Origin of the sequence: Flavobacterium sp. W22_SRS_FP1, assembly GCF_052113685.1 — a bacterium.
In the GTDB taxonomy this organism is placed as follows: Bacteria; Bacteroidota; Bacteroidia; order Flavobacteriales; family Flavobacteriaceae; genus Flavobacterium.
In genome coordinates this window covers 226490-250446 of sequence record NZ_JBGQOE010000002.1, presented here as the reverse complement: position 1 = coordinate 250446, position 23957 = coordinate 226490, and the positions used below count along the sequence as shown (strand labels likewise).

General features: G+C 36.0%; 17 protein-coding genes. 11 read left to right on the top strand and 6 right to left on the bottom strand.

What is annotated here, in order from left to right; translation table 11 throughout:
* Position 1: 1 nt before the first annotated feature.
* Positions 2-946: a DMT family transporter gene (locus tag ACEN2H_RS02455; protein ID WP_441730059.1), complete on the top strand. Its 945-nt coding sequence runs from the start codon at positions 2-4 to the stop codon at positions 944-946.
* An 84-nt stretch (positions 947-1030) separates the two neighbouring features.
* Here ACEN2H_RS02455 and ACEN2H_RS02450 read toward each other — a convergent pair whose 3' ends face one another.
* A complete protein-coding gene (locus tag ACEN2H_RS02450) occupies positions 1031-3094 on the bottom strand; it encodes a M13 family metallopeptidase (RefSeq protein ID WP_441730057.1) in 2064 nt (687 codons plus the stop codon).
* A gap of 100 nt (positions 3095-3194) precedes the next feature.
* Positions 3195-5258, bottom strand: a complete 2064-nt coding sequence (locus ACEN2H_RS02445) for a M13 family metallopeptidase (protein WP_441730055.1) — start codon at positions 5256-5258, stop codon at positions 3195-3197.
* A gap of 133 nt (positions 5259-5391) precedes the next feature.
* On the opposite strand from ACEN2H_RS02445, the gene ACEN2H_RS02440 reads away from it, so the two are divergent.
* The 5 genes from ACEN2H_RS02440 to ACEN2H_RS02420 all read left to right on the top strand — a co-directional run bounded on the left by ACEN2H_RS02440 (position 5392) and on the right by ACEN2H_RS02420 (position 14344).
* The gene (locus ACEN2H_RS02440) at positions 5392-6057 is read left to right on the top strand and encodes an SCO family protein (RefSeq protein WP_441730053.1); all 666 of its coding nucleotides are present in this window, start codon (positions 5392-5394) and stop codon (positions 6055-6057) included.
* Between the two features lie 149 nt (positions 6058-6206).
* Positions 6207-6446, top strand: coding sequence for a FeoA family protein (locus ACEN2H_RS02435; RefSeq protein WP_441730051.1), 240 nt, complete (start codon positions 6207-6209; stop codon positions 6444-6446).
* Positions 6446-8545: a ferrous iron transport protein B gene (gene feoB / locus ACEN2H_RS02430; RefSeq protein ID WP_441730049.1), complete on the top strand. Its 2100-nt coding sequence runs from the start codon at positions 6446-6448 to the stop codon at positions 8543-8545. Before ACEN2H_RS02435 ends, feoB begins: the two co-directional genes overlap by 1 nt.
* A 123-nt stretch (positions 8546-8668) precedes the next feature.
* Positions 8669-10897, top strand: coding sequence for a TonB-dependent receptor family protein (locus ACEN2H_RS02425; protein WP_441730047.1), 2229 nt, complete (start codon positions 8669-8671; stop codon positions 10895-10897).
* 987 nt (positions 10898-11884) lie between these two features.
* Positions 11885-14344, top strand: a complete 2460-nt coding sequence (locus ACEN2H_RS02420) for a PAS domain S-box protein (protein WP_441730045.1) — start codon at positions 11885-11887, stop codon at positions 14342-14344.
* A gap of 69 nt (positions 14345-14413) precedes the next feature.
* Here the strand turns inward: ACEN2H_RS02420 and ACEN2H_RS02415 are convergent, their stop codons facing one another.
* The 3 genes from ACEN2H_RS02415 to ACEN2H_RS02405 form a co-directional block, all read right to left on the bottom strand.
* A complete protein-coding gene (locus tag ACEN2H_RS02415) occupies positions 14414-14824 on the bottom strand; it encodes a hypothetical protein (RefSeq protein ID WP_441730043.1) in 411 nt (136 codons plus the stop codon).
* Positions 14825-14866: 42 nt separating this feature from the next.
* Entirely contained in the window at positions 14867-15520 is a 654-nt protein-coding gene (locus tag ACEN2H_RS02410; RefSeq protein ID WP_441730041.1) for a metal-dependent transcriptional regulator, read from the bottom strand.
* A gap of 88 nt (positions 15521-15608) precedes the next feature.
* Entirely contained in the window at positions 15609-17480 is a 1872-nt protein-coding gene (locus tag ACEN2H_RS02405) for an Nramp family divalent metal transporter (RefSeq protein ID WP_441730040.1), read from the bottom strand.
* 102 nt (positions 17481-17582) lie between these two features.
* On the opposite strand from ACEN2H_RS02405, the gene ACEN2H_RS02400 reads away from it, so the two are divergent.
* From ACEN2H_RS02400 to ACEN2H_RS02385, 4 genes are all read left to right on the top strand, one after another.
* The gene (locus ACEN2H_RS02400) at positions 17583-19835 is read left to right on the top strand and encodes a TonB-dependent receptor (protein WP_441730038.1); all 2253 of its coding nucleotides are present in this window, start codon (positions 17583-17585) and stop codon (positions 19833-19835) included.
* Between the two features lie 48 nt (positions 19836-19883).
* Positions 19884-20348, top strand: a complete 465-nt coding sequence (locus ACEN2H_RS02395; protein WP_441730036.1) for a thioredoxin family protein — start codon at positions 19884-19886, stop codon at positions 20346-20348.
* A gap of 34 nt (positions 20349-20382) precedes the next feature.
* Positions 20383-21528 carry a lycopene cyclase family protein gene (locus ACEN2H_RS02390; RefSeq protein WP_441730034.1) on the top strand — a complete coding sequence of 382 codons (1146 nt, stop codon included), beginning with the start codon at positions 20383-20385 and terminating at the stop codon, positions 21526-21528.
* A gap of 125 nt (positions 21529-21653) precedes the next feature.
* A complete protein-coding gene (locus ACEN2H_RS02385; protein WP_441730032.1) occupies positions 21654-22064 on the top strand; it encodes a BrxA/BrxB family bacilliredoxin in 411 nt (136 codons plus the stop codon).
* A 70-nt stretch (positions 22065-22134) separates the two neighbouring features.
* On the opposite strand, the gene ACEN2H_RS02380 is transcribed toward ACEN2H_RS02385, so the two are convergent.
* Positions 22135-22746, bottom strand: coding sequence for a beta-class carbonic anhydrase (locus ACEN2H_RS02380; protein ID WP_441730030.1), 612 nt, complete (start codon positions 22744-22746; stop codon positions 22135-22137).
* 320 nt (positions 22747-23066) lie between these two features.
* Here ACEN2H_RS02380 and ACEN2H_RS02375 point away from each other — a divergent pair, with 320 nt between their 5' ends.
* Positions 23067-23858, top strand: coding sequence for a DUF6503 family protein (locus ACEN2H_RS02375; protein ID WP_441730028.1), 792 nt, complete (start codon positions 23067-23069; stop codon positions 23856-23858).
* Positions 23859-23957 lie beyond the last annotated feature (99 nt).

Below are 23957 nucleotides of genomic sequence, written 5' to 3'. Positions count from 1 at the left end.
AGTGAAGACTACAATTAGGACCGCATTTTCAACTAAGATAAATTCAGTTGGATTGCCCATATTGGCCTTGTCTTTTGTGTGCTTTTTTTGGGGAACGACCTGGATTGCCTCAAAAGAAGGGGTTAAACACATGCCCGCACTACAACTAGCAGCAATCAGACAATTTATAGGAGGAATCCTTTATGTTTCCTTTTTCCTTTATAAAAAAGCGCCTTGGCCAAAAGGAAAGCAATGGAAAACAATAATCATCTTGAGTATTCTTAATTTTGCATTAAGCAATGGATTAAGTACTTGGGGAGTAAAATATATCAGCAGCGGGTTAGGCGCAATCTTAAACGCCGTATTTCCATTGTGGATTGTGATCATTACCTTTTTTAGAGGTGAAAAGCTAGCTAAATTAGCTATTATGGGGCTGATAACAAGTTTTGGGGGCGTTTGCGTTATTTTCTATGATCATCTGAGTGATTTCTTGCAGCCTGATTTTAGATTTGGTATTTTCCTATCATTCATCGCCACTATAAGTTGGGCATTCGGTAGTTTGTATACCAAGAAAAAAGCGGCCACCTTCAATCCTTATTTTAGCCTAGGATTACAAATGGTAATTTCTAGCAGCTTCCTTTTTGCGATTACAGGAGCAACGGGAGCTAGCGTGAATATCACTTCCATTCCCGCAATTTCATGGTGGGCGATTGCTTATTTAGTGATAATAGGTTCCGTTTTAAGCTTTATTGCATTCATCTACATGATCCAAAAACTACCGCCAGAAATCAACAGTATTTACGCCTATATCAACCCAATAATAGCCGTACTGCTTGGTGCCATTATCTTTGGGGAAGTCCTTACTGTGACTATTGCAATAGGCGGTGCCATAACCCTGTTTGGGTTATTTATGGTCAATAAATCAATAAGGAGAGCTCGAAGGCTGTTACTGGAAAATAAATCTTAAATAAGATACCCCGCACTACAAATTATTAAACATAAAAAATCTCGAGATTACTCCCGAGATTTTTTATGTTAGCATACTTGAATGTTACCAGATTCTAACTCTTTTACCTGGTTCAATATACATTCCGTCCCCTTTTTTGAGTCCGAATGCCTCGTAAAAAGCATCAATGTTTTGCAAAGGAACATAGGATCGGTACATCCCTGGAGAATGCGGATCAGTTTTTACTTGGTTTTTTATAGCTTCGTCACGAGATTTACTTCTCCAAACGGTTGCCCAAGAAATAAAGAAACGTTGCTCAGGAGTTAACCCATCTATTAGGCCTGGGTTTTTATTTTCTTTTAAATACAATTGCAATCCATCATAGGCTGCATTTACACCTCCTAAATCCCCTATGTTTTCCCCCAACGTAAACTTACCGTCTACGAATGTTCCTGGAATAGGCTGCAAAGCACTGTATTGATCTGCTAACGCACCCGTTAAGGCCGAAAATTGCTTTAAATCATCAGCTGTCCACCAGTCCACCAAGTTACCATCAGCATTATATCGAGATCCTGAGTCATCAAATCCGTGAGAAATTTCATGTCCAATTACTCCACCAATACCTCCGTAGTTAACTGCTTCATCTGCTTGATAATTATAAAACGGTGGCTGTAGTATTGCTGCTGGGAAAACAATTTCGTTATAAGACGGATTGTAATACGCGTTTACGGTCTGTGGTGACATGTTCCATTTCGTTTTATCGACTGGCTTTTTCAAGTCAGCTAAATCTTCTTCAAAACGCCATTTTGCAATGTTTTTTGTGTTTTCAAAATAAGTTCCTCCTTCTTCTGGACTCTCAATAACTAATGCAGAGTAGTCTTTCCATTTGTCAGGATAACCAATTTTTATTTTTGACTTATGTAGTTTTTCAACAGCACTTACTTTGGTTTCTGGAGACATCCACGCCAAATTATTTATTCTATTTTCAAAGGCGATAAATATATTTTTTATCATTATCTCGGCTTTGGCTTTGGCTTCAGCCGGAAACTTTTTCTCAACATATAATTTCCCTAATGCCTCACCAATTCTTCCGTTAATCACTTGCAACGCTCTCTCATCACTAGGTCTCTGTTTCACGGCGCCAGTTAAGGTTTTACCATAAAAATCAAAGTTTGCCGCTTCAATAGTTGTTGACAACTGACTTGAAGCTCTATTTAATAATGACCATCGCATGTACGCCTTCCATTGATCTACTTTATTCTCTTTCAATACTGACTCTAAAGCCTTCATGTATTTAGGTTGTGAAACGATTAAAGAGTCTACATTTTTAAATCCAATTTTCGTGAAGTACTTATTCCAGTTTATGGATGGACTCAATTTTCCCAGATCAGCAACCGTCATCGGATTGTAAGACTTTCTCCTATCTCTTCTTTCAACACGGTCAAATCTAGGTTCAGACATTTGGATTTCGAGTGCTAAAATTTGCTCTGCATGTAATTTAGCCTCTGCAGCTGTTTCCCCAAGAAACCCTAACATTCTTGCGACATGGAGAACGTATTTTACTCTTTTTTCTTTAGAGTCCGCATCTTCAGAAACATAGTAATCTCTGTCAGGCAAGCCTAAACCTCCTGGTCCAACACTAATCACGTTTCTATTGCTGTTTTTGGCATCGGCACCAACATTAGCGCCAAAAAAACCAATTCCTCCTAAGGGTTCCATTTCTATTGCTAGAGCCTCTAAGTCTTTTACGTTTTTAACAGCGTCAATCTGTTTCAAGTAGGGTTTTAAAGGTGCGATCCCTAATTTATTTCGCCCCACAGTATCTAAAATAGATTTGTACAAGTTGATCGCCTTACCCTGATCAGTATCTGATTTATACTTAGGGTTATTTGCGGATTCTTTTAGGATTGCCAAAGCATCTGCATCTGTACTTTGCCTTAGTTCGTCAAAACTGCCCCAACGGGTTCTATCGCTTGGAATTTCCGTGTTGTCAAGCCACGCACCATTTACATATCGAAAGAAATCATTGCTTGCCTTCACATCTTTATCCATGTAATTAACATTGATACCAGGCGTTACCGGCACTGGGACGTTTTGTGCTTGAGCAGCTGCAAATCCTATAATCGCAGGTATTGCAAAAAGCAATTTTTTGTTTATTTTATTTCTCATTTTTATTTTGTTAAATTATTTTCACCCATTTACTTAAAGGTTATTGTAACATTAAAAATACGGATTTTATTGTGATTTATGTATTTATAGATCCGCCCTACTACCAGATTTTGACTCTCTTTTCTGGTTCAATATACATCCCATCTCCTTTTTTAACTCCAAATGCATCATAGAAAGCATCCACATTTTGAATAGGAACATAAGCTCTATACATTCCCGGAGAGTGCGGATCCGTTTTTACTTGATTCTTAATCGCTTCGTCACGTGATTTAGTTCTCCAAACCGTTGTCCAGGCAATAAAAAAACGTTGCTCAGGTGTAAACCCGTCAATAAGCCCTGGATTTTTATTGTCTTTTAAATACAACTGCAACCCGTCATAAGCCGCATTTACTCCTCCTAAATCACCAATGTTTTCTCCTAGAGTAAACTTACCATCAACATGAACGCCAGGCAATGGCTCCAAAGCACTATATTGATCTGCGAGGGAAGTTCCTAGTACTGTGAATTGTTCTAAATCCCCACTAGTCCACCAGTCTACCAAGTTTCCATCAGCGTTATATCGCGCTCCAGAATCATCAAACCCGTGAGAAATTTCATGTCCAATAACAGCACCGATTCCTCCATAATTCACCGCTTCATCTGCTTGATAATTATAGAAAGGCGGTTGTAAAATAGCTGCAGGAAAAACAATCTCATTATAAGAAGGGTTGTAATATGCATTTACTGTTTGCGGTGACATATACCATTCTGTCTTGTCCACTGGCTTATTGAGCTTATCAACATCCTTTTGAAAACTCCATCTTGCTATATTTTTTACATTTTCATAATAACTCCCACCCTCAGCTATTCCTTTAATTTCTAATTTTGAATAGTCTTTCCAGTTGTCTGGATAACCTATTTTAATTGTGATTTTATTTAGCTTTTCTATGGCCTTTGTTTTAGTCTCAGCAGACATCCAACTTAAATTATTTATTCGGTTTTGATACGCAAGAATAATATTCTGAATCATCTTCTCTGCTTTCAATTTCGCTTCAGCCGGAAACATTTTCTCAACATATAATTTACCTAAAGCTTCCCCTACGGTACCGTTTACCGTTTGCAGTGCTTTTTCCTCACGTGGTCTCTGTTTGATAGCTCCAGTTAGCGTTTTTCCGTAAAAATCAAAGTTTGCCTCTTCTATTTTTGTAGATAATAAAGGAGTAGAGCCGTTGATCAAATTCCATTTCATATATTCTTTCCAAGCCGAAACATTATTTTCAGTAAGAATTGTTTGTAACGCTCTCATGTATTTAGGTTGCGCAACAATAACGGTATCCAATTTAGTAAAACCAATTTCTGTAAAGTAGTTATTCCAATTAATTGCTGGAGTCATTTTCTGCAAATCGGCTATAGTCATTGGATTGTACTGCAACCTTCCATCTCTGCGCTCTACTCTGTTTAAACGCGGTTTAGACATTTCGCTTTCCAAAGCTAAAATGGCACTGGCGTTCACTTTAGACTCTTCTGGAGTTTCTCCTATAAATTGCAACATTCGTGCAATATGCAGCTCATATTTTTGACGTTTTTCCTTGGTGTCTTTTTCTTCAGAGGAGTAATAATCCTGATCAAGTAATCCTAATCTTCCCACATCAATACTCAGCGAGTTCTTAGCACTGTTTTTATTATCAGCTCCAACTCCGACACCAAAAAAGCCAATCCCACCGATAGGTTCCATTTCGGCTAATAGCTGCTGTAAATCAGTAGTGTTTTTTACTTTATCAATTTTAGCCAAATAAGGTAGTAAAGGACTAATATCTTGTTTATCTCTTGCGACGGTATCCAGAATAGTATTGTAAAGATTAATTGCTTTTCCTTGATCCGTATTTGATTTATATTTTGGGTTTTTAGAAGCTTCTTTTAAAATTGCCAAAGCATCTTTATCTGTCTTTTTAAGCAACTCATTAAAGCTCCCCCAAGAAGTTCTGTCATTAGGAATTTCAGTTTCATCAAGCCAAGTACCATTTACAAATCTAAAGAAATCATCAGCAGGTTTTACTTTATTATCAAAGTATGAAATGTTAATTCCAGGTTCCTTAACCTGTGCTTTCTTCTGAGCTTGAGCCTCTGTAAATCCTATTATTGCAGGAATCACAAAAAGCAACTGTTTATTCCATTTTATTTTCATTTTTTGTATTGTTTAGTTACTGTTCAAAGCTATCGATAAAAGTTTTAATATTTATTGATTTTGGCTGAATTAACAATTGTTAAAGTCAGTTTAAACCAGCTAGCTTTTTTGTATTTTTGCAAAAAATAATTTTATGAAGTCTATTTTCATTAAATACCGAATATTTTTTGGTGTTTTTTTTGTGTTATCCACCATTATCCTGTACTTATTCTATACAGCCCTAAAGCCCAGTAAAACACTTCCGATCTATAACCCAGCAGACGTGAACCCTGAACTGGTTGATAGCACTGTGCAATACATCAGCAAATACCATACTATAGCAGATTTTTCTTTCGTGAATCAAAATGGAAAAACAATAACCCAAAAAGATTATGAAGGCAAGATCTACGTTGCTGACTTCTTCTTTACGACCTGTGGCTCCATTTGTCCTAAAATGACGGGTAATTTAATTGAAGTTCAAAAAGCAATTATCAACAACCCGAAGGTAATGTTGCTTTCCCACACTGTCTTTCCTGAAAACGATAACGTTGCGGTTTTGAAAGCCTATGCTATCAAAAATGGGGTTGATGACAGCAAATGGAACCTTGTTACAGGTGACAAAAAAGAAATTTATACGATGGCTAGAAAATCCTATCTAGCAGTTAAATTGGGAAAACCGAGTGAATTATATGATATGGTTCATACCGAAAACTTTGTTCTAGTAGATGGCAAAAGGAGAGTTCGCGGTTTTTACGACGGCACAAAAGAAGAAGATATCCAAAAGCTAATAACCGATATTAATTTTTTAAGCAACGAATAGCCATACTTAAAAATATTTCTATTCCTCCCCAACCCTAACTGAAAATCTTTGTTTTTAGTGCACTTAAATAAGTCATAAAAGTGATAATTATCATCTGTTTTAGTATTATAATATGTACTTTTGCAATATTAATTGAATCTAAATAAGACTTGAGAACAACGATAAATTCACTAAAAAAAGGCGAGAAAGCCATTATCAAAGATTTTGATATTGACATTGTTCCATTAAAGCTTCTCGAAATGGGTTGCTTACCCGGAAACACAGTCGAATTGCTACAAATCGCGCCTTTCGGCGACCCTTTATATTTGGACATTAATGGTTCCCATTTAGCAATTCGTACTGAGACTGCTAAAGAGATTGAAGTTGAACTAATAAAAATTAATCTTTAATGATCAACCAAAATATCAATGTCGCTTTAATAGGCAATCCAAATACGGGCAAAACTTCTGTTTTTAATCAGTTGACTGGACTGAACCAACAGGTAGGAAATTATCCCGGAATCACCGTTGAAAAAAAAATAGGTTTTTGTAAATTATCCCATAATATAAAGGCAAATATTTTAGACCTACCGGGTACATATAGTCTTAATGCGAGTTCGATTGACGAAAATGTTGTAATCGAATTAATGCTTAACAAAAACGACAAGTTATATCCAGACGTAGCTCTGGTAGTTTCCGATGTGGAAAATCTCAAACGTAATCTACTGCTTTTTACACAAATAAAAGACTTAGAAATCCCTACCATTTTAGTCATCAATATGGCTGACAGAATGGAACACAAGGGAATTACATTAAACATACCGTATCTAGAGGAACAATTAAAAACTAAAATTGCCCTTATAAGCTCCAGAAAAGGTTTTGGAATCGATGAGTTAAAAAAATTGATTGTCACTTACAAATCCATTTCAAGCGAACCATGTTTGAACGCTTCGGTTATTGACTCAGAGTATTTCAATAGCCTTCGTAAAGCATTTCCTAACCAGTTGTTATACAAACTGTGGTTAGTAATCACCCAAGATGTAAATTTCCTAAATTTAGAGCGTAAGGAGATTCAAGGCTCCTTTACTAAATCGCACTCGGATTTAAAACGTTTACAACAAAAAGAAACTATCAAGCGATATCAGTTTATTAACGATGTCCTCAAAGAAGGACTAAAGGTAGACGCTAGCATAGCGAAGGATTTTCGAAGTAAACTGGATCGAGTATTGACGCACAAAGTTTGGGGATACGTTATTTTCTTTGCTATATTATTCATTATTTTTCAATCGATTTTCGACTGGTCAAAAGCTCCTATGGATTTCATTGACAGCTCTTTTGCCTCTTTAAGCAGCTTAGCCAACGATTCATTACCAGCTGGTGTTCTAACAAGTCTAATTTCCCAAGGTATCATCCCAGGTATTGGAGGAATCTTAATTTTTATTCCGCAAATTGCTTTTTTGTTTTTATTCATTTCCATATTAGAGGAAAGTGGTTATATGAGTCGAGTCGTTTTCTTAATGGATAAAATAATGCGTAAATTCGGTTTATCTGGAAAAAGCGTTGTTCCCTTAATCTCTGGAACGGCCTGTGCAATCCCAGCTATTATGGCGACCCGCAATATTGAAAACTGGAAAGAACGACTCATTACCATTCTAGTTACGCCATTTACGACTTGTTCTGCCAGACTACCTGTATATGCTATCATAATTGCGTTAGTTATTCCTGATACCCGCGTGCTCGGTATATTCAACCTTCAAGGCTTAACCTTAATGCTATTGTACCTTTTAGGTTTTGGAATGGCTATATTCTCCGCCTATGCTTTGAATAAAATATTAAAAATAAAAGGGAAAACATTTTTCGTTGTTGAAATGCCGAACTACAAATTGCCGATGTTTAAAAACGTAGCAATTAATGTAATTGAAAAAACAAAAGCTTTTGTTTTTGGTGCGGGGAAAATAATTTTAGCCATCTCGATTGTTTTATGGTTTATGGCTTCTTATGGACCTGGTCAAAAATTTGATAACGCTGATAAAATAATACGCACTAAAGCAGGCAATACAAATCTGACACAACAGCAGCTCCAAAACAAAGTGGCCTCCTATAAACTTGAAAATTCGTATATTGGGATTATGGGGAAAACAATTGAGCCTGCCATTTCTCCTTTGGGATATGACTGGAAAATTGGGATTGCAGTTTTAACTTCCTTTGCCGCTAGGGAAGTTTTTGTAGGCACATTAGCAACAATATACAGTGTTGGTGACAGTGATAATGAAGACACGATAAAAAATAAAATGGCCGCCGAAATTAACCCAGTAACGGGAAAGAAAATATTCAACTTCGCATCAGGAATATCTTTACTGTTGTTTTATGCGTTTGCATTACAATGCGCCAGTACCTTAGCGATTACTCGTAAGGAAACCAATTCGTGGAAATGGCCAGTAGGACAGCTTATTTTTATGAGTGGGTTTGCTTATATTGTAGCGCTAATTTCGTATCAAATTCTCAAGTAATCCAATGACTTTTATACCGTTATAATTCAACTGAATTTAAATTACAAATTATTCTATTTTTAATTTGTCTAAATAAGATTAAGGTTCTACATTTGCCTCCGTAGAATTAATCTAAATAAAAAAATGAGAAATATTATAATTGCAGCTTCACTGTTAATTTCGCCCGTTTTATTTTCACAAGAAAAGGACCTTACGAATACTCAAAAAGACAGTATTGAAAATTTAAGTGAAGTTGTTATCAACACCGATGTTATTGTCGGGAGTAAATTCAAAGCAAAAAACAAGGCAGGTTCTACTTCTTTTATCTCAGCAAAAGAGTTAAAAACTTTTAATTACGATGACGTTTCTCGAATACTAAGGACCGTTCCCGGTGTAAGTATTCAGGAAGAAGAAGGTTTTGGTCTCAGACCCAACATTGGGATGAGAGGAACCAGTCCAGATCGCTCTAGTAAAATAACACTTATGGAAGATGGTGTTCTGATCGCACCAGCGCCTTATGCAGCGCCAGCAGCTTATTATTTCCCGACAGTAAACCGCATGCAAGCTTTTGAAATCCTCAAAGGCGGGAGTCAAATTCAATACGGACCCTATACCACAGGTGGAGCTATAAATATGGTTTCTACCCAAATACCAAATCGTTTTAAAGCCAGAGTTGTGGCAAGCATAGGAAGTTTCAATACTAAAAAAACCTATATCAATATTGGGGATGAGAGAAAGAACTTTGGGTACGTTTTAGAGTACAACAACAGAAATTCCGATGGATTTAAAAAAATTGACAACAGTACGAAAAACGCTGGCTTCGAAGGAAACGATTATGTAGCTAAGTTTAGAGTTAATACGGATGCCGATGCTAAAGTGTATCAGTCGTTGACCGCCAAAGTTCAATACAGCGAGGATTTAGCTAATGAAACCTACCTTGGCCTAACCGAAGAAGATTATGGTGATAACCCTTATAGAAGATATGCAGCTTCGAATGAAGATTATATTGATTCAGAGCACAAACAAGTTATGCTGACCCATTTTATAAAACCTTCCCAAAATTTTAATATAACAACAAAGGCCTATCAAAATGACTTCGCTAGGAACTGGTATAAGCTTGATGCCTTACAACTAGGATCCACAAAAGTGGGAATAAACTCTATCTTAACTGATCCAACGACTTACAATGCAGAATACCTGGCTTTAACTGGCGCAAACAACACTGCAGATAATGCATTATTAGTTAAGGCTAACAACCGAAAGTATGGGGCAAAAGGAATCCAATCAGTAGCGAACTATAATTTTGGAAAAGGATCACTTAAACATGATCTTGATTTTGGCTTTCGTTACCACGAAGATTATGAGGATCGCTTTCAATGGGTCGACGGATACGCTATACAAAATGGTGTAATGAATAGAACATCTAACGGAACACCAGGCACAGATGCAAATAGAATTACAAAAGCCGAAGCAATAGCTGCTCATATTCTTTACACGATTAGCTATGACAAATTTACTTTCTCTCCAGGAATACGATATGAAAACATCAATTTGCAATCCATCAATTATGGTAGCAATGATGTTTCAAGAACCGGATCAACTGTAGCAAAAGTAGATAACCATATAGATGTTTGGATTCCTGGAATGGGCATACTTTACAAAATAAACGAGGACTACAACGTATTTACAAGCATTCACAAAGGGTTCTCTCCTCCAGGAGCAAAAGTTGGCGAAGATGCAGAAAGTAGTATCAACTCAGAACTTGGCTTTCGCTTTCGCAAAAACGCATTTTACGGTGAGTTGATAGGGTATTATAATGATTTTTCTAACTTACAAGGAACTGATAATATGTCTGGTGGCGGAACCGGAACCGGCGACTTGTTCAACGCAGGTGCTGCAACTGTAAAAGGAATTGAATTTTCGGCGACCTATGAAGTTCTTAATAGTACAGACAGGGGATACAAACTACCGATTAGTTTTACTTATACACTAACAGACACCAAATTAAATAGTGCCTTTAACAGCCCAATCTGGGGAAATGTAGAGCAAGGAGATGAGATTCCGTATATAGCAAAGAATCAATTTGCTTTAACAGCAGCTTTCGAAACAGAAAAATTTAATCTTGCCGTCAGTGGTAAATATGTAGACGCATTCAGAACATTAGCTGGAGCTGGAGCAATTCCCTCACAAAACAAAGTAAACAGTAATTTTATTATTGATTTATCAGCAAAATATCACCTCAGTCAAAAAGTGAGCCTGATGTCGAACATAGTTAATTTAATGGATAAAGAGTATGCCGTATCAAGAGTTCCTGCGGGATTGAGACCAGGAATGCCTTTCAGTATCAATTTTGGAATTATGGCGCAATTGTAAAAAATTTGTAATTAGTTTAACTCTAAAAAGCAACCCATTCGGTTGCTTTTTCTTATTTTTACAGTATGGACATTCAAGAAATTATAGCCTTTATGGCACTAGGAATTGCACTTGCATTCCTAATTAAAAAATTCTTTTTGAAAAAGAAAAAATCCGCTAAAAATTGCGGTGATGACGACTGTGGTTGTCACTAAAAAATAAACTACGCCTCTTTTTATATCTTAAGTAAAAATGCTAAAATTACTTACTCTTTTTTTTGTTCCTATAAATTCAAAAACCTGATTAACTTAAAAAAATAAACACCCCGAATCTTAGTTAAGAACCCCAAAATTAATAAGCTACTAATGAAGTTTATTAATTTTTTTTTACTAGCTTTACTAGGCCCTAATCTACAAATATGTTCTGATTTTCAGTTAATTAAATTGTTAACTGTTTGTTTTATAGATTCCTTATTTAAATCAAGGCTGTCTTTTAAATATATTTTCAGGCCTATCAAGGGTATACCTTTAGTCAGCATGGAACGCTATTTAATTTAGTACTGATCTACATAAAAATCAATCGAAGACAGGGTAAAACATGACTAAAATTGAAAGATATGACACTCAAACACCACCTGGTCTATTTGATAATTATCATCACAGAAACGGGGCGCAAATCAAGTGTTAACTAAAGGCGATTGTAGCGGGAAGGAGTCTGCGTTAAAATCTAGATTACCATATCCTTTTGTCTATTATGTCTCTTGATATTTATCTAAAGAACAAGCCTTTAAGATTTGAAGTTATTATGAAAGCAATAAACAAAGTACGAATCGGAATTAGTTGCTGCTTACTGCAACATGCGATAATAATAAAGTAATATACAGTCAAGGCATAAATCTTCATTATTAGTGGAGCATGATTTTGATGGATAACAATAAAAAATAGAAAAAAAGCTGTTAAACCTATACTCAAGGCATTTTCATTTTTTATAATTGAAAAACAGAAATAAATGATAAATCTCCACAACATATCCATCAAAAATAAACTAGTGTTGATGCAGGTTTTTACCTCTGCACTTGTTCTAGGAATATGCATTACAGCCTTCGTGACAATTGACATTAAGGAATTTAAAGACCGCAAAATAATCAGTTCTACAGCTATTGCGAAAGTAATCAGCCTTAATAGCGCATCTGCCCTAACTATTTCAGACAATGCTGCAGCTAAACAGATGCTATCGGAGTTAAAAGTGCAAAATGACATTTTAAATGCCGCTATCCTCGACAGCAAGGGTAATGCTTTTGCATCCTATACCAAACCGGGATCAGATCCAAGCTATCAGTTCTCTGTTCCGAAAATGGATGAAAGCCAGTCCTACTTTACCCGCCAAAATCTTTTTATTTATAACAAACTAAAAAAAGATAATAAGACAATAGGCTTCGTTTGCCTCCGTTTCGAATTAACGGAATTAAAAAGAATAAAAATGGATATCTTGAGCCTAGGGATAGTGCTACTACTAGTCGGTCTCGGCCTTGCTCTTTTAATTGCCATAACCATTAAAAAACACATCTCAACACCATTACTAAACCTCGTGGCGGTTATAGCAAAAATCAAAGAATCTGCAGACTACAAAATCCGAGTGCTTGTGGAGGGAAAAGATGAAATTGGCGTTCTTGCCACTGGATTTAATGATATGTTAGAGAACATTGAGAAAAGAGACCGCGATGCGGTTATATCAAAAGAACAATTAAGTAGGCAAAATATTCTTTTACAATCAGTTATAAGCCATATGGGAGATGGGCTTGTCGTTGCTGATGAAAACGGCAAATTCCTTCTTTGGAACCCTGCATCCGAAAAAATAATTGGAATTGGATTATTAGATATCCCAGAAGAAAAATGGGCCGACACTTATGGCATTTATTGGCCCGATACTAGAAAAATAATGGAAACAAAAGACCTCCCTTTAGTAAAGGCACTGCGTGGCGAAAACGTGGATAGAATGGAAATGTTTGTTAAAAATTATCAAAAGACAGAAGGCAATTTTGTCATAATATCTGCCAAACCGCTAATAGATTTCTCTGGTAAAATAACCGGAGCAGTCGCTGTATTTCACGACATTACAGAAAGAAAAAAATCAGAAAATCTTATAAAAAAGCTAAACGAAGACTTAGAACATAAAGTGGCAGAGCGCACAGGCCAATTGGCCGAAGCCATAGAAACACTTCAAAAAAGTGAAGAAAAATATCGTGACATAGTAGAAAACACCAGTGATGTTGTTCACACCACTGATTACAAAGGAAACTTTACTTACATTAATCCAGCTTGTCAAAAACTAACGGGTTACACTCAAAAGGAATTGACAAACACGAATATTTCGGAACTCATTTCACCTGAATGGCGAAAACGCGTAAATGAGTTTTATTTAAATCAATTTAAAAACAAGATAAATGAGACGCTTTATTCATTTCCAATAATTACCAAATCCAGAGAGCAAAAATGGGTTGAGCAGACCGTTATGCAATTAAGGGAAGGAAATAGGGTAATAGGACATAAGTCTATTATGAGAAACATTACTGAGCGACATGCTGCTGAACAAAAACTAAGAGAAAGTGAGGATCAGTTGCAAACCATATTTAACGAAGCACCAAATGCATTAGTTGTAATAAACGAGCAGCAGAATATAGTTAGGTGGAACCCTAAAGCCGAAGAAATATTTGGGTGGTCTCTCGACGAGGTTTTAGGGAAACCTATGAGTGCTTTAATTATTCCTGAACAACATCGAGAGAGAATTAACAAAGGTTTTCAAGATTTTATTTTAACGGGCCAAAGCTCAATGATGCATAGAATAATAGAAATCACCGCTCTTAATAAAAATGGAGTAGAGTTTGAAATTGAATTTACAGTTTCACCAGCCAAAATGCTAGAAAAGTATCTCTTCATCACATTTATAAGAGATGTTTCAATCAGCAAAAAACTGGAAAATGAAAAAAATGAAGCAGAACGGCTAGTACGTCAAAGCGAACAAAAGTTGAAATTAATTTTAGAAAATATTGGTGAAGGAATTGTTGTTACCGATACCCAAAAACGAATTGTCCTTTCTAATCATATGGCGGAAGAAATTATTGGAATAAAACAAAACTCTGAAATGCCTACCACCCTAGACTGGTCTGCTGAGTATTATTTATATTACCCAGACGAAAAAACTATTTTTCCTGCTCAAAACCTTCCTTTAGATAAAGCCCTAAAAGGCGAGTCAACTGCTGATGTTGAATTAATAATTGAAAATTATGAAACAAAAGGCAAAAAACGAGTTCTAATAAGCGGTAGACCCATCGTTGATGAAGACAACATGGTTATTGCGGCAGTAACAAATATAAAAGATATTACCACTTACAAAAAGCTTGAAGTTGCATTGGAAGAAATCGAAGAAAAATACAGAAAATTAATTGGTTTCAAACCCGACCAAAAATAGTTTTAGCAACTGTTTAAAATTAATACTGCCATTCGCTATGGCAGAAAAATCAACCGCACTACAGCCTAGCTATTTAATATACCCAATGCTTATATAATAGTCTTTCGCTTTAATTTTCACTCCTTCTTTTGGATAAGGAAGAACGTTTATGCTTTTTAAGTTTCTTTTATCTACTGGCAAATATTGCGCGAACCAAGCTATGTTTTCTTTGGTTGTATTACCCGAAATGGTCAACGTTTCCTCTGTGATGAATTTCTTATCTAGATATAAGGCAACTAGGACTTTGATCTCGCCAGCCCAGATGCAGCTGACGCCTACTGGACAGCGCGAATCTAAAAGAGTCTCCTTCAATACCAACGAGTTCCCTTTTTTCTTTATGCAGCTATTTTGCTTGACTTTCAGGTAAATAATATCCTGAATCCCTTGGGCAAATAAAGAAAAGCTGAAAAGTAGTATACCTGCAAAAAAAATATTTTTCATTGGGTTTTCATTTAATAAGTCCAAATATAATGTCTTTATATTTTAAATCGTTTCCACAAAAAGATTGCTGGCAATTTTATTCGAAATCGTCAAAATCGTGCCGTCAACATTAATTTTGAATGACAAGTCAAAACTTTCCTTGCTAAGTATTTCTATTTTTGAACCCAAGGCGATCATTTGTTTGTCCAGGTATTTCAAAAATTCAGATGAAGTGTCTTTCACCCCTACACAAATTCCCTTTTGACTCGCAGACAACTCTGACAGCAACTGCTTCTCAATTTTAAGAATTTGCCCTTCTGCATTTGGAATTGGATCACCATGTGGGTCAGACGTCGGGTTTCCCAGAAAATTATCTAATTTATTGATGAGTTTTTCTGATTTTATATGTTCCAATTGCTCGGCAATATCATGCACCTCATCCCAAGGGAAATCTAATTTTTCTACTAAGAAAACCTCCCAAAGACGGTGTTTTCTAACGATCATTTTAGCAGCCAATTTACCCTTATCCGTTAAGGAAACCCCTTGGTACTTTTTATAATTAACCAAGTCCTTTTCGGCCAGTTTCTTAATCATATCCGTTACTGAGGAAGCTTTAGTTTCCATCATTTCGGCAATGGCATTAGTGCTCACTTCAGAATTTGAAACAACTGTAATATGGTAAATGGTTTTGAGGTAGTTCTCTTCTGATAATGTCATTTTTATATTTTTTAGCCGATAATAGCAAAATCCTTTATCCTTTTCTCTAAACAGATATAGCGCTTATCGCGAATAGCTTCTGATTATTTTAATTTTTTACTATAAATAACGGGATTGAAATTTTGTGACGCAGCTTGTCAACTGTAGTGCCAAAAATTAAATCCTTGAAACCCGTATGACCGTGTGTTCCCATGACCAAAACATCGAAACCTCCCCTATTAATAATCTCTGGAATGACCTTATTTGGTTTTCCAAAGCCCAACTGTATTTCTACCGTAAATCCTTTTTCGGAAAGCATGTCTTTATATTGCTCTAATAATTTTTCATCGATTGAGGTTTCGTGGTCATCTACGTTATCACCAAAAATCATAGCACCAACGGTTTCCACAACATGAATTAGAGTATATTTTGCTTCTATTCCACCCAATGCAAAAGCACTGTTTAAAGCCAATTCATCAGCATCAGAAAAATCTACAGTCACAGCAATATTCTTTTTTAGCTTACTTCCAGACTCAGAAAACTTAAGTTTTAAGCTATGCGGCGAATGATTGTGAATATCGATTTTCGATTTGGATATAAACGGTTTAAAAACAATATACAGCAATAAAAACAAGAAACTAAATGCTAAGGGAACCACTGTCAACCAGAGTACGACAGGGTTTTCTGAAGCTTCCAGCCATCCGCTAATTTCATCATAAACTAACTTACCGTTTAAGATAACAATTATTGTAGCAACCGTCCAAGAGGCAACCTGCGTTACTTTACTGATATGGAATCCATGCATTTTTGATTTATCACTTACAAAGTGAATTAGCGGAATTATCGCAAAACCAAGTTGCAAACTCAAAATCACCTGACTCAAAATTAGTAATTTTCCAGTCACGCCCTCACCAAAAATGGTAATCACAATAACTGCTGGTACAATGGCAATCAATCGCGTTATAATTCTACGAACCCAGGGTTGGATTCTTAAATTTAAGTACCCCTCCATGATAATTTGTCCAGCCAGTGTCCCAGTTATAGTTGAACTTTGCCCCGCAGCGATCAAGGCTACAGCAAATAAAATAGGAGCCCACTTGGTTCCCAATAGCGGAGCCAAAAATTTATGTGCATCTTGAATTTCAGCAACATGATACATTCCGACTTTATAAAATGTAGCCGCCGCCAAAATTAAAATCGCTGCATTCACTAAAAAGGCCAAGTTAAGGGCAATAGTAGAATCTATGAAATTGTATTTTAAGGCCTGTTTTATTCCTGCCTTGGTTCTGTCGTATTTTCTAGTTTGCACCAATGAAGAGTGCAAGTACAAATTGTGAGGCATAACCGTAGCTCCAATGATTCCGATGGCGATATATAAAGCAGTTTCATTTGGCATCGACGGAATTAAACCTAAAATCACTTTGTCCATTTCAGGTTGCGCAAAAATCATTTCGAAAATAAAAGAAGCCCCAATTACCATCACCAATGTAATTATAAAAGCTTCCATTTTTCGGATTCCTTTATTGATCAAAAACAACAATAAGAAGGTATCCAAAACGGTAATCATCACTCCTTCGATAAGTGGTATGTCAAATAATAAGTTAATACCAATAGCCATTCCTAAAACCTCAGCCAAGTCGCAGGCTGCGATGGCAACTTCAGCCAAAAAGTAAAGAATGTAATTGATAAATGGCGAATAGGTCTCACGAGAGGCTTGTGCCAAATCCCGTTGAGTTACAATTCCCAGTCGAGCACTCAAACTTTGCAACAACAAAGCCATAATGTTACTCATCAATAAAACCCAAAGTAAGGAATAACCAAATTGGCTTCCGCCGGCAATGTCAGTAGCCCAGTTTCCCGGATCCATATAACCAACACTGATAAGGTAAGCAGGGCCAAAAAAGGCTAGTATTTTTCGGAATACTGATTTCTTATTTAGCGTGGAAACTGACTCGTTTACCTCCTCTAATGATTTTCCCATTGTATAACTATTTAATGCAAATATAATTATGTTTTTTTGTTTTATGAAATAATATTTTTAGCTTTGTCTAAATATTATATTAACACACCCTAAAATTTATTTGTGAAAAATCTAATTATCTTTTTTTGTACTTTATTTCCGAGCTTTTTCTTTGCTCAGTCCACCATAAAAGGAACTGTCACTGCGGATGGAATGCCACTGCAGCATGTCAATGTAAGCCTGAAAAAAACTAATAAAACAACAATCACGAACGCAGATGGACTTTATTCATTTAAGAACTTGGCTCCTGGTAGTCACGAAATTGCAGTGTCCTACACCGGATTTACATCTGAGAGTAGAAATATTAGCATTGCAGATAGTACTGAAGTAATAGTTGATTTTAATTTAAAAGAAAATAACTCCCTAGATGAAGTCGTAATAACCGGAACCATGAAGCCCGTTAGCCGTTTGGAAAGCCCAGTTCCCGTAGAAGTGTACAAGCCTGTTTTTTTTAAGAAAAACCCAACCGCTAATATTTTTGAAGCTTTACAGAACGTAAATGGGGTACGTCCGCAATTAAATTGTAATGTTTGCAACACGGGAGACATTCATATCAATGGTCTGGAAGGGCCTTACACTTTGGTTCTAATTGACGGCATGCCTATCGTCAGCGGACTCTCCACCGTTTATGGACTATCTGGAATACCAAGTTCGCTCTTGGAAAGAATAGAGATCGTTAAGGGCCCCGCTTCCTCTTTATATGGAAGTGAAGCGGTAGGCGGTTTAATTAATATTATCACTAAAAACCCTAAAAACGCTTCCCTTTTTTCGGCAGATACCTTTACTACGGATTATGGCGAATTAAATGTAGATGTAGGTATCAAAGCGAATATTGGCAAAACAGCATCTGTGTTAACAGGCATAAACTACTTTAATTACGACAACCCCATTGACAACAATAACGACAACTTTACAGACCTTACGCTGCAAGACCGAATTTCTATTTTTCAGAAATGGAATATCAACCGCAAGAGAAACAAACTGTTTTCGGTGGCAGGACGTTTATTTTACGAAGACCGTTGGGGTGGTGAAATGCAATGGGAGAAAAAATACAGAGGTGGAACTGAGGTATACGGTGAAAGTATCTATACCAAACGTTGGGAGTTACTGGGAGCTTATGAATTACCGTTCGCCGAAAAAATGCTGTTCTCGTTTTCTTATACCGATCACGACCAAAATTCGGTTTATGGCGAAATGCCTTATATGGCAAAACAACGCATTGGTTTTGGTCAATTGACTTGGGACAAAAAAATAAATAAACACGATTTGCTTTTCGGAACAGCATTGCGTTACAATTATTATAATGACAATACCCCTGCCACTGTAAAGGAGGACATTAACTGGATCCCCAGCCTGTTTGTTCAAGACGAATTTAAATTTAATAAGAAACATAAAATTCTTTTGGGCGCTCGCTATGACTACAATAATAATAACGGCTCCATTTTCACTCCAAGATTAGCCTATAAATGGCAAATTAATGAAACAAATATCTTGCGTTTCAATACTGGAACAGGCTTTAGAATAGTTAATCTTTTTACAGAAGAACATGCGGCATTAACTGGCTCAAGAGAGTTAATTGTAATGGAAGAACTTAAACCAGAACGTTCTTTTAATGCCAACCTGAATTACCTGAAGAAAATATACACCAATAATGGCAACTTCATCGGGCTAGAAACTACCGCCTGGTATACCCGTTTCAGTAATTCTATAATTCCAGATTATGAAACTAATCCTAATCAGATTATTTATAAAAACCTAAATGGATATGCCATTACAAAAGGGATAAGCACTAATATGGACATGGTTTTTAACAATGGAGTAAAAATGATTCTTGGCGCTACCTACATGGATGTTTCAAAAACGGAAAACAATACCACCACACAACAAATTCTTACCGAAAAAATATCGGCCACTTGGGCAGTTTCATATCGCATCAACAAGCTATTCCTTGATATTGACTATACAGGCAATTTATATGGACCGATGCGTTTGCCACTTTTGGGAGATTTAGATCCCAGAAAGGGGTATTCTGCAACATGGAGTATTCAAAATATCCAGTTCACTTTCAATAAATTTAAAAATTTAGAGCTCTACGCCGGTGTAAAAAATATTTTGAACTGGACGCCTAACGAAGGAAATCCGTTTATAATAGCAAGAGCAAATGACCCTTTTGACAAAAATGTACAATATGACACTAATGGCAATGTACAAGCAACTCCAAATAACCCATATGCATTAACTTTTGATCCTAGCTACGTTTATGGGCCTAATCAAAGAATTCGCAGCTTTTTTGGTTTAAGATATACGTTGAAATAATTTTTTAAAAAATATATAAGTTACTTAAGTTTAATCAACATACTAAAAATGCAACAAACAGTACTTATCCTTTTGTTTCTGATTATGGCAACCTCGTCGAGTTCTGCCCAATTGAAAACGCACTCCTTTGAACAAGTAGAACAATTATCGAAAGAAAAACCAAAACCAATCGTAGTGTTTATTCATACTTCATGGTGCAAGTACTGTAAAATGATGGAGAACTCCACTTTTAAAAACCCTGCTGTCATTAAAGAACTGAACGATAATTTTTATTTCATTTCTTTCGATGCTGAAACAAAAAAAGATATCACTTTCAACAACCATACTTTCCGCTTCAAACCCACGGGAACAACTACAGGAATTCACGAGTTGGCAACCGCATTAGCTACAATTGACAACCAGATAGTTTATCCCACATTAACCGTTTTAGATCCTGATTATTCAATTTTACTTCAAAAACACACCTACCTAAATGCAAAGTCGGTCCTAAGCATTCTTGAAAAAAAGAAATAAATCCCTATTTTTGAGGAGAATTCCTTAAATTAACATGAAACACTACAATTATATTTTCACGGGTGCAGGTTTGTCTGCTTTGATGACGGTTTATAAAATGGCGTTATCTGGTAAGTTTAAGGACAAGACGATTCTGCTTCTTGATGAGAATATAAAACAAACAAATGACAGGACTTGGTGCTTCTGGAAAAAACAGGACTCAATTTGGGAAAAATCAATCTCAAAAAAATGGGATTCGGCGCTTTTTGCCAATGCTGATTTTCGTAGAGATTTAGATTTATTGCCTTACCAGTATAATATGGTTCAGGGATTGGATTTTTACAACCAGGTATTTGACCGCGTTCTGAATGAACCCAACATCCGTTTCATTAATCAAAAAGTGCTCGATATCAATGAAATTCTAACTCATGTCTATGTGGCAACAGAAACGGACAGTTATACCTGTGATAGTCTTTTTAACAGCATCTACAGAAAATCAGAAGTAGAATGTCAGACTAAATATCCTGTTTTACAACAGCATTTTATAGGTTGGTTTATAAAAAGTGAAGAAGCTGTTTTCAATCCGGAGCAGGCCACTTTCATGGATTTTTCGGTAGAACAAAAAGGCAATACCCGCTTTATGTACGTTTTGCCCACTTCAAAAACCGAAGCCTTAATAGAGTATACCCTATTCTCTCCCGAACTTCTAGATAAAAGCGAATACGAACAGGAAATTCAGAAATACATTCAGAAACTCGGCATAAGCAAATACGAGATCGTGGAAAAAGAACAAGGGAGCATCCCAATGAGCTGCTATCCTTTTTGGAAAAAAAATACAAAACGGGTTCTCAACATAGGCACTGCTGGTGGATGGACCAAAGCCAGTACGGGTTATACCTTCAAAAACTCAGACAAGAAATCAACACAATTAATTGCCTTTCTTCAGATTGAACACGATCTCAGCAAGTTCCATAAAAAGACCAAATTCTGGATTTATGACTTGTTGCTGTTAGACATATTAGACCGTCACAACGAACTTGGAGCAAGTCTCTTTTCGTCCATATTTAAAAAAGGGCCTCCATCATTGATCTTTAAGTTTCTCGACGAAGAAACTTCGTTGTGCGAAGACATTCAGGTCATTTTAAAATGCCCTAAAATGCCCTTTATCAAGGCGATAATTAGATCAACACGGTATTTATAATGCTAAATTCGATAAAAAAAAGGCATCTATTAAACAATAACAAAACTTTATAATTCATCTCGTGGAGTTCTTTGTAAACTTCGTAACTTTGCATATTAAAGAATTAATATTTAAAATATAAAGATATGTATCCAGAAGAAATGGTAAAACCCATGCAAGCTGAACTAACAGTAGCAGGTTTTCAAGATTTACATAGCGCAGAAGCAGTAGATAGCGCAATAAAAGAAGAAGGAACTACACTTGTAGTTGTAAATTCAGTTTGTGGTTGTGCAGCTAGAAATGCGCGTCCGGGAGCAAAAATGAGCTTGGATGGTGCAAAAAAACCAGACCATTTAATTACAGTTTTCGCCGGAGTTGATAAAGATGCTGTAGATGCTGCAAGAAAGCATATGTTCCCTTTCCCTCCATCATCGCCATGTATGGCTTTGTTTAAAAATGGAGAATTAGTTCACATGCTAGAACGTCACCACATTGAGGGTCGTCCAGCTGAAATAATTGCTGAAAACTTACAAGATGCTTTTAACGAGCACTGTTAATACATCTTAAATTAAAATAGCCCCGTAATCACGGGGCTATTTTTTTATTCCATTTTTTTGAAAATAATATCTAACTAGCTTTACCAATAACAGTAGCCTCTGGTATTTCAATTAGCTTTCCGCTTTTTACATCAAAAATATAGCCATAAACTGGAATATGTGATGGAACTAAAGCGTGGTTTTTTATTCTACGCACATCTTCAATAATACTTGCTGATTGATTGCTTATTGTAAGGAATGAAATGTTTTTAGCCTCATCAGACCCACCTTCCTCAGTAATATTTCTCCATCCATTTGAATCAACTGTTGCCGTAGAGAGACTTGTAGCTAACAAATCTCTAATTATCTCATCTGTAAAAGTCTCCATTCCACAGTCAGTATGATGAATGACAAACCATTCTGCAGTACCTAATAATTTATAGGAAATAACAAGAGAACGAATAGCGTCATCACTCGCTCTTCCTCCTGCATTCCTAATAACGTGCGCGTCACCTTCTGAAAGTCCGGCATATTTTGCTGGATCTAATCGAGCATCCATGCAAGTCAAAATCGCAAACTTCCTAGCTGGAGGCATAGCCAGATTAGCTTTTTCGCCAAAGCTTTCTGAATAACTTTGATTTGCAATTAGCACTTCTTTGTGAACAATACTGTTCTCTTTTTGTAATAAATTTTCTTTACTCATTTGAATTAAGTTTGTTGAATTCTTGTGTTTATAATAAAACTTTAATAAAAAAATCAGCTTCGATAAAAAGCGTTTTTTTTAGTACTCTATCTTCCCGATAGGCAAAGATACATTTTTGTGATTTGTTAAGAGAAATCTTGGCTGTTTATTTATGACTTTATTGGCAATAAAAATTCAGTAGCCAGCTTTTTATATACACTAAAAGCAAGCCTTTTAACATAAATTCAATTACTTCTTTACAGCTATCAACAACAGCTATTTAAGTTCAAAAAAAAATAATCTGGGACCTTTGTTCCTTATAAGTTTGCTACTTTTAAAAAATGAAAAGAACTATAATTATTCTTTGTATTTTGGTGGCTTTATTAATGTCATGCAATGAAAAAAAAGGCGGCACGAGAGTAGCGCTAAAAGACGACAAAATTGTAGCAGAAAAGCAATTCTCAAAAGCAGATTCTTTAGTCAGTAAAACTATCGAAGCACACGGAGGCGACTTCTACAATAAAGCCGATTATTCATTTGTCTTTAGAGGAAAAAAGTATCGTTTTAAGAATAACGGCAGTTCTTTTGAGTACTCATCTGAAGAACAAAAAAATGACTCCCTAATTAAAGACGTTCTGATAAACGATAGCTTTGAAAGATATATAAACAACCATTTGCAGCCTTTGAACAAAGAAGAGGTTGGCAAATATTCCGAAGCATTAAATTCTGTGATTTATTTTGCTACTCTTCCGTATAAACTACAAGACGCTTCAGTAAATAAAAAATTCATTGAAGAAACTATAATAAAAGAAAAGCAGTACGATGTTGTGGGAGTAACTTTTGGTCAAGACGGTGGAGGAAAAGATTTTGATGATGAATTTCACTATTGGATAAATAAACAAACGCATAAGATTGATTATATCGCCTATAACTACCGAACAAATAATGGCGGAGTTCGCTTTAGAACTGCTTTTAACACAAGGGTGATTGACGGCGTAACTTTTCAGAATTATATTAATTATGAAGCGCCCCTCGGAACCGCTTTGAAAGATTTACCGAAATTATACGAACAAGAAAAGTTAAAAGAAGTGTCGCAAATACTTACCGAGAATGCAATTAACAATAACAAATAGCTACTTCTAAGATAACTACAATTACAGACAAATACTTTTCTAGCCGCGATAGAAAAGACCCCAGCCAGCTCACAAATACACTTGTTTAGTTCGTGATTA

Excerpts from the sequence above, each read along its gene's own strand:
- ACEN2H_RS02445 (WP_441730055.1), bottom strand. The coding sequence starts at position 5,258 with ATGAAAATAAAATGGAATAAACAGTTGCTTTTTGTGATTCCTGCAATA.
- ACEN2H_RS02390 (WP_441730034.1), top strand. The coding sequence starts at position 20,383 with ATGAAACACTACAATTATATTTTCACGGGTGCAGGTTTGTCTGCTTTG.
- ACEN2H_RS02425 (WP_441730047.1), top strand. The coding sequence starts at position 8,669 with ATGAGAAATATTATAATTGCAGCTTCACTGTTAATTTCGCCCGTTTTA.
- ACEN2H_RS02380 (WP_441730030.1), bottom strand. The coding sequence starts at position 22,746 with ATGAGTAAAGAAAATTTATTACAAAAAGAGAACAGTATTGTTCACAAA.
- ACEN2H_RS02440 (WP_441730053.1), top strand. The coding sequence starts at position 5,392 with ATGAAGTCTATTTTCATTAAATACCGAATATTTTTTGGTGTTTTTTTT.
- ACEN2H_RS02375 (WP_441730028.1), top strand. The coding sequence starts at position 23,067 with ATGAAAAGAACTATAATTATTCTTTGTATTTTGGTGGCTTTATTAATG.
- ACEN2H_RS02410 (WP_441730041.1), bottom strand. The coding sequence starts at position 15,520 with ATGACATTATCAGAAGAGAACTACCTCAAAACCATTTACCATATTACA.
- ACEN2H_RS02420 (WP_441730045.1), top strand. The coding sequence starts at position 11,885 with ATGATAAATCTCCACAACATATCCATCAAAAATAAACTAGTGTTGATG.
- feoB (WP_441730049.1), top strand. The coding sequence starts at position 6,446 with ATGATCAACCAAAATATCAATGTCGCTTTAATAGGCAATCCAAATACG.
- ACEN2H_RS02405 (WP_441730040.1), bottom strand. The coding sequence starts at position 17,480 with ATGGGAAAATCATTAGAGGAGGTAAACGAGTCAGTTTCCACGCTAAAT.
- ACEN2H_RS02385 (WP_441730032.1), top strand. The coding sequence starts at position 21,654 with ATGTATCCAGAAGAAATGGTAAAACCCATGCAAGCTGAACTAACAGTA.
- ACEN2H_RS02450 (WP_441730057.1), bottom strand. The coding sequence starts at position 3,094 with ATGAGAAATAAAATAAACAAAAAATTGCTTTTTGCAATACCTGCGATT.
- ACEN2H_RS02415 (WP_441730043.1), bottom strand. The coding sequence starts at position 14,824 with ATGAAAAATATTTTTTTTGCAGGTATACTACTTTTCAGCTTTTCTTTA.
- ACEN2H_RS02395 (WP_441730036.1), top strand. The coding sequence starts at position 19,884 with ATGCAACAAACAGTACTTATCCTTTTGTTTCTGATTATGGCAACCTCG.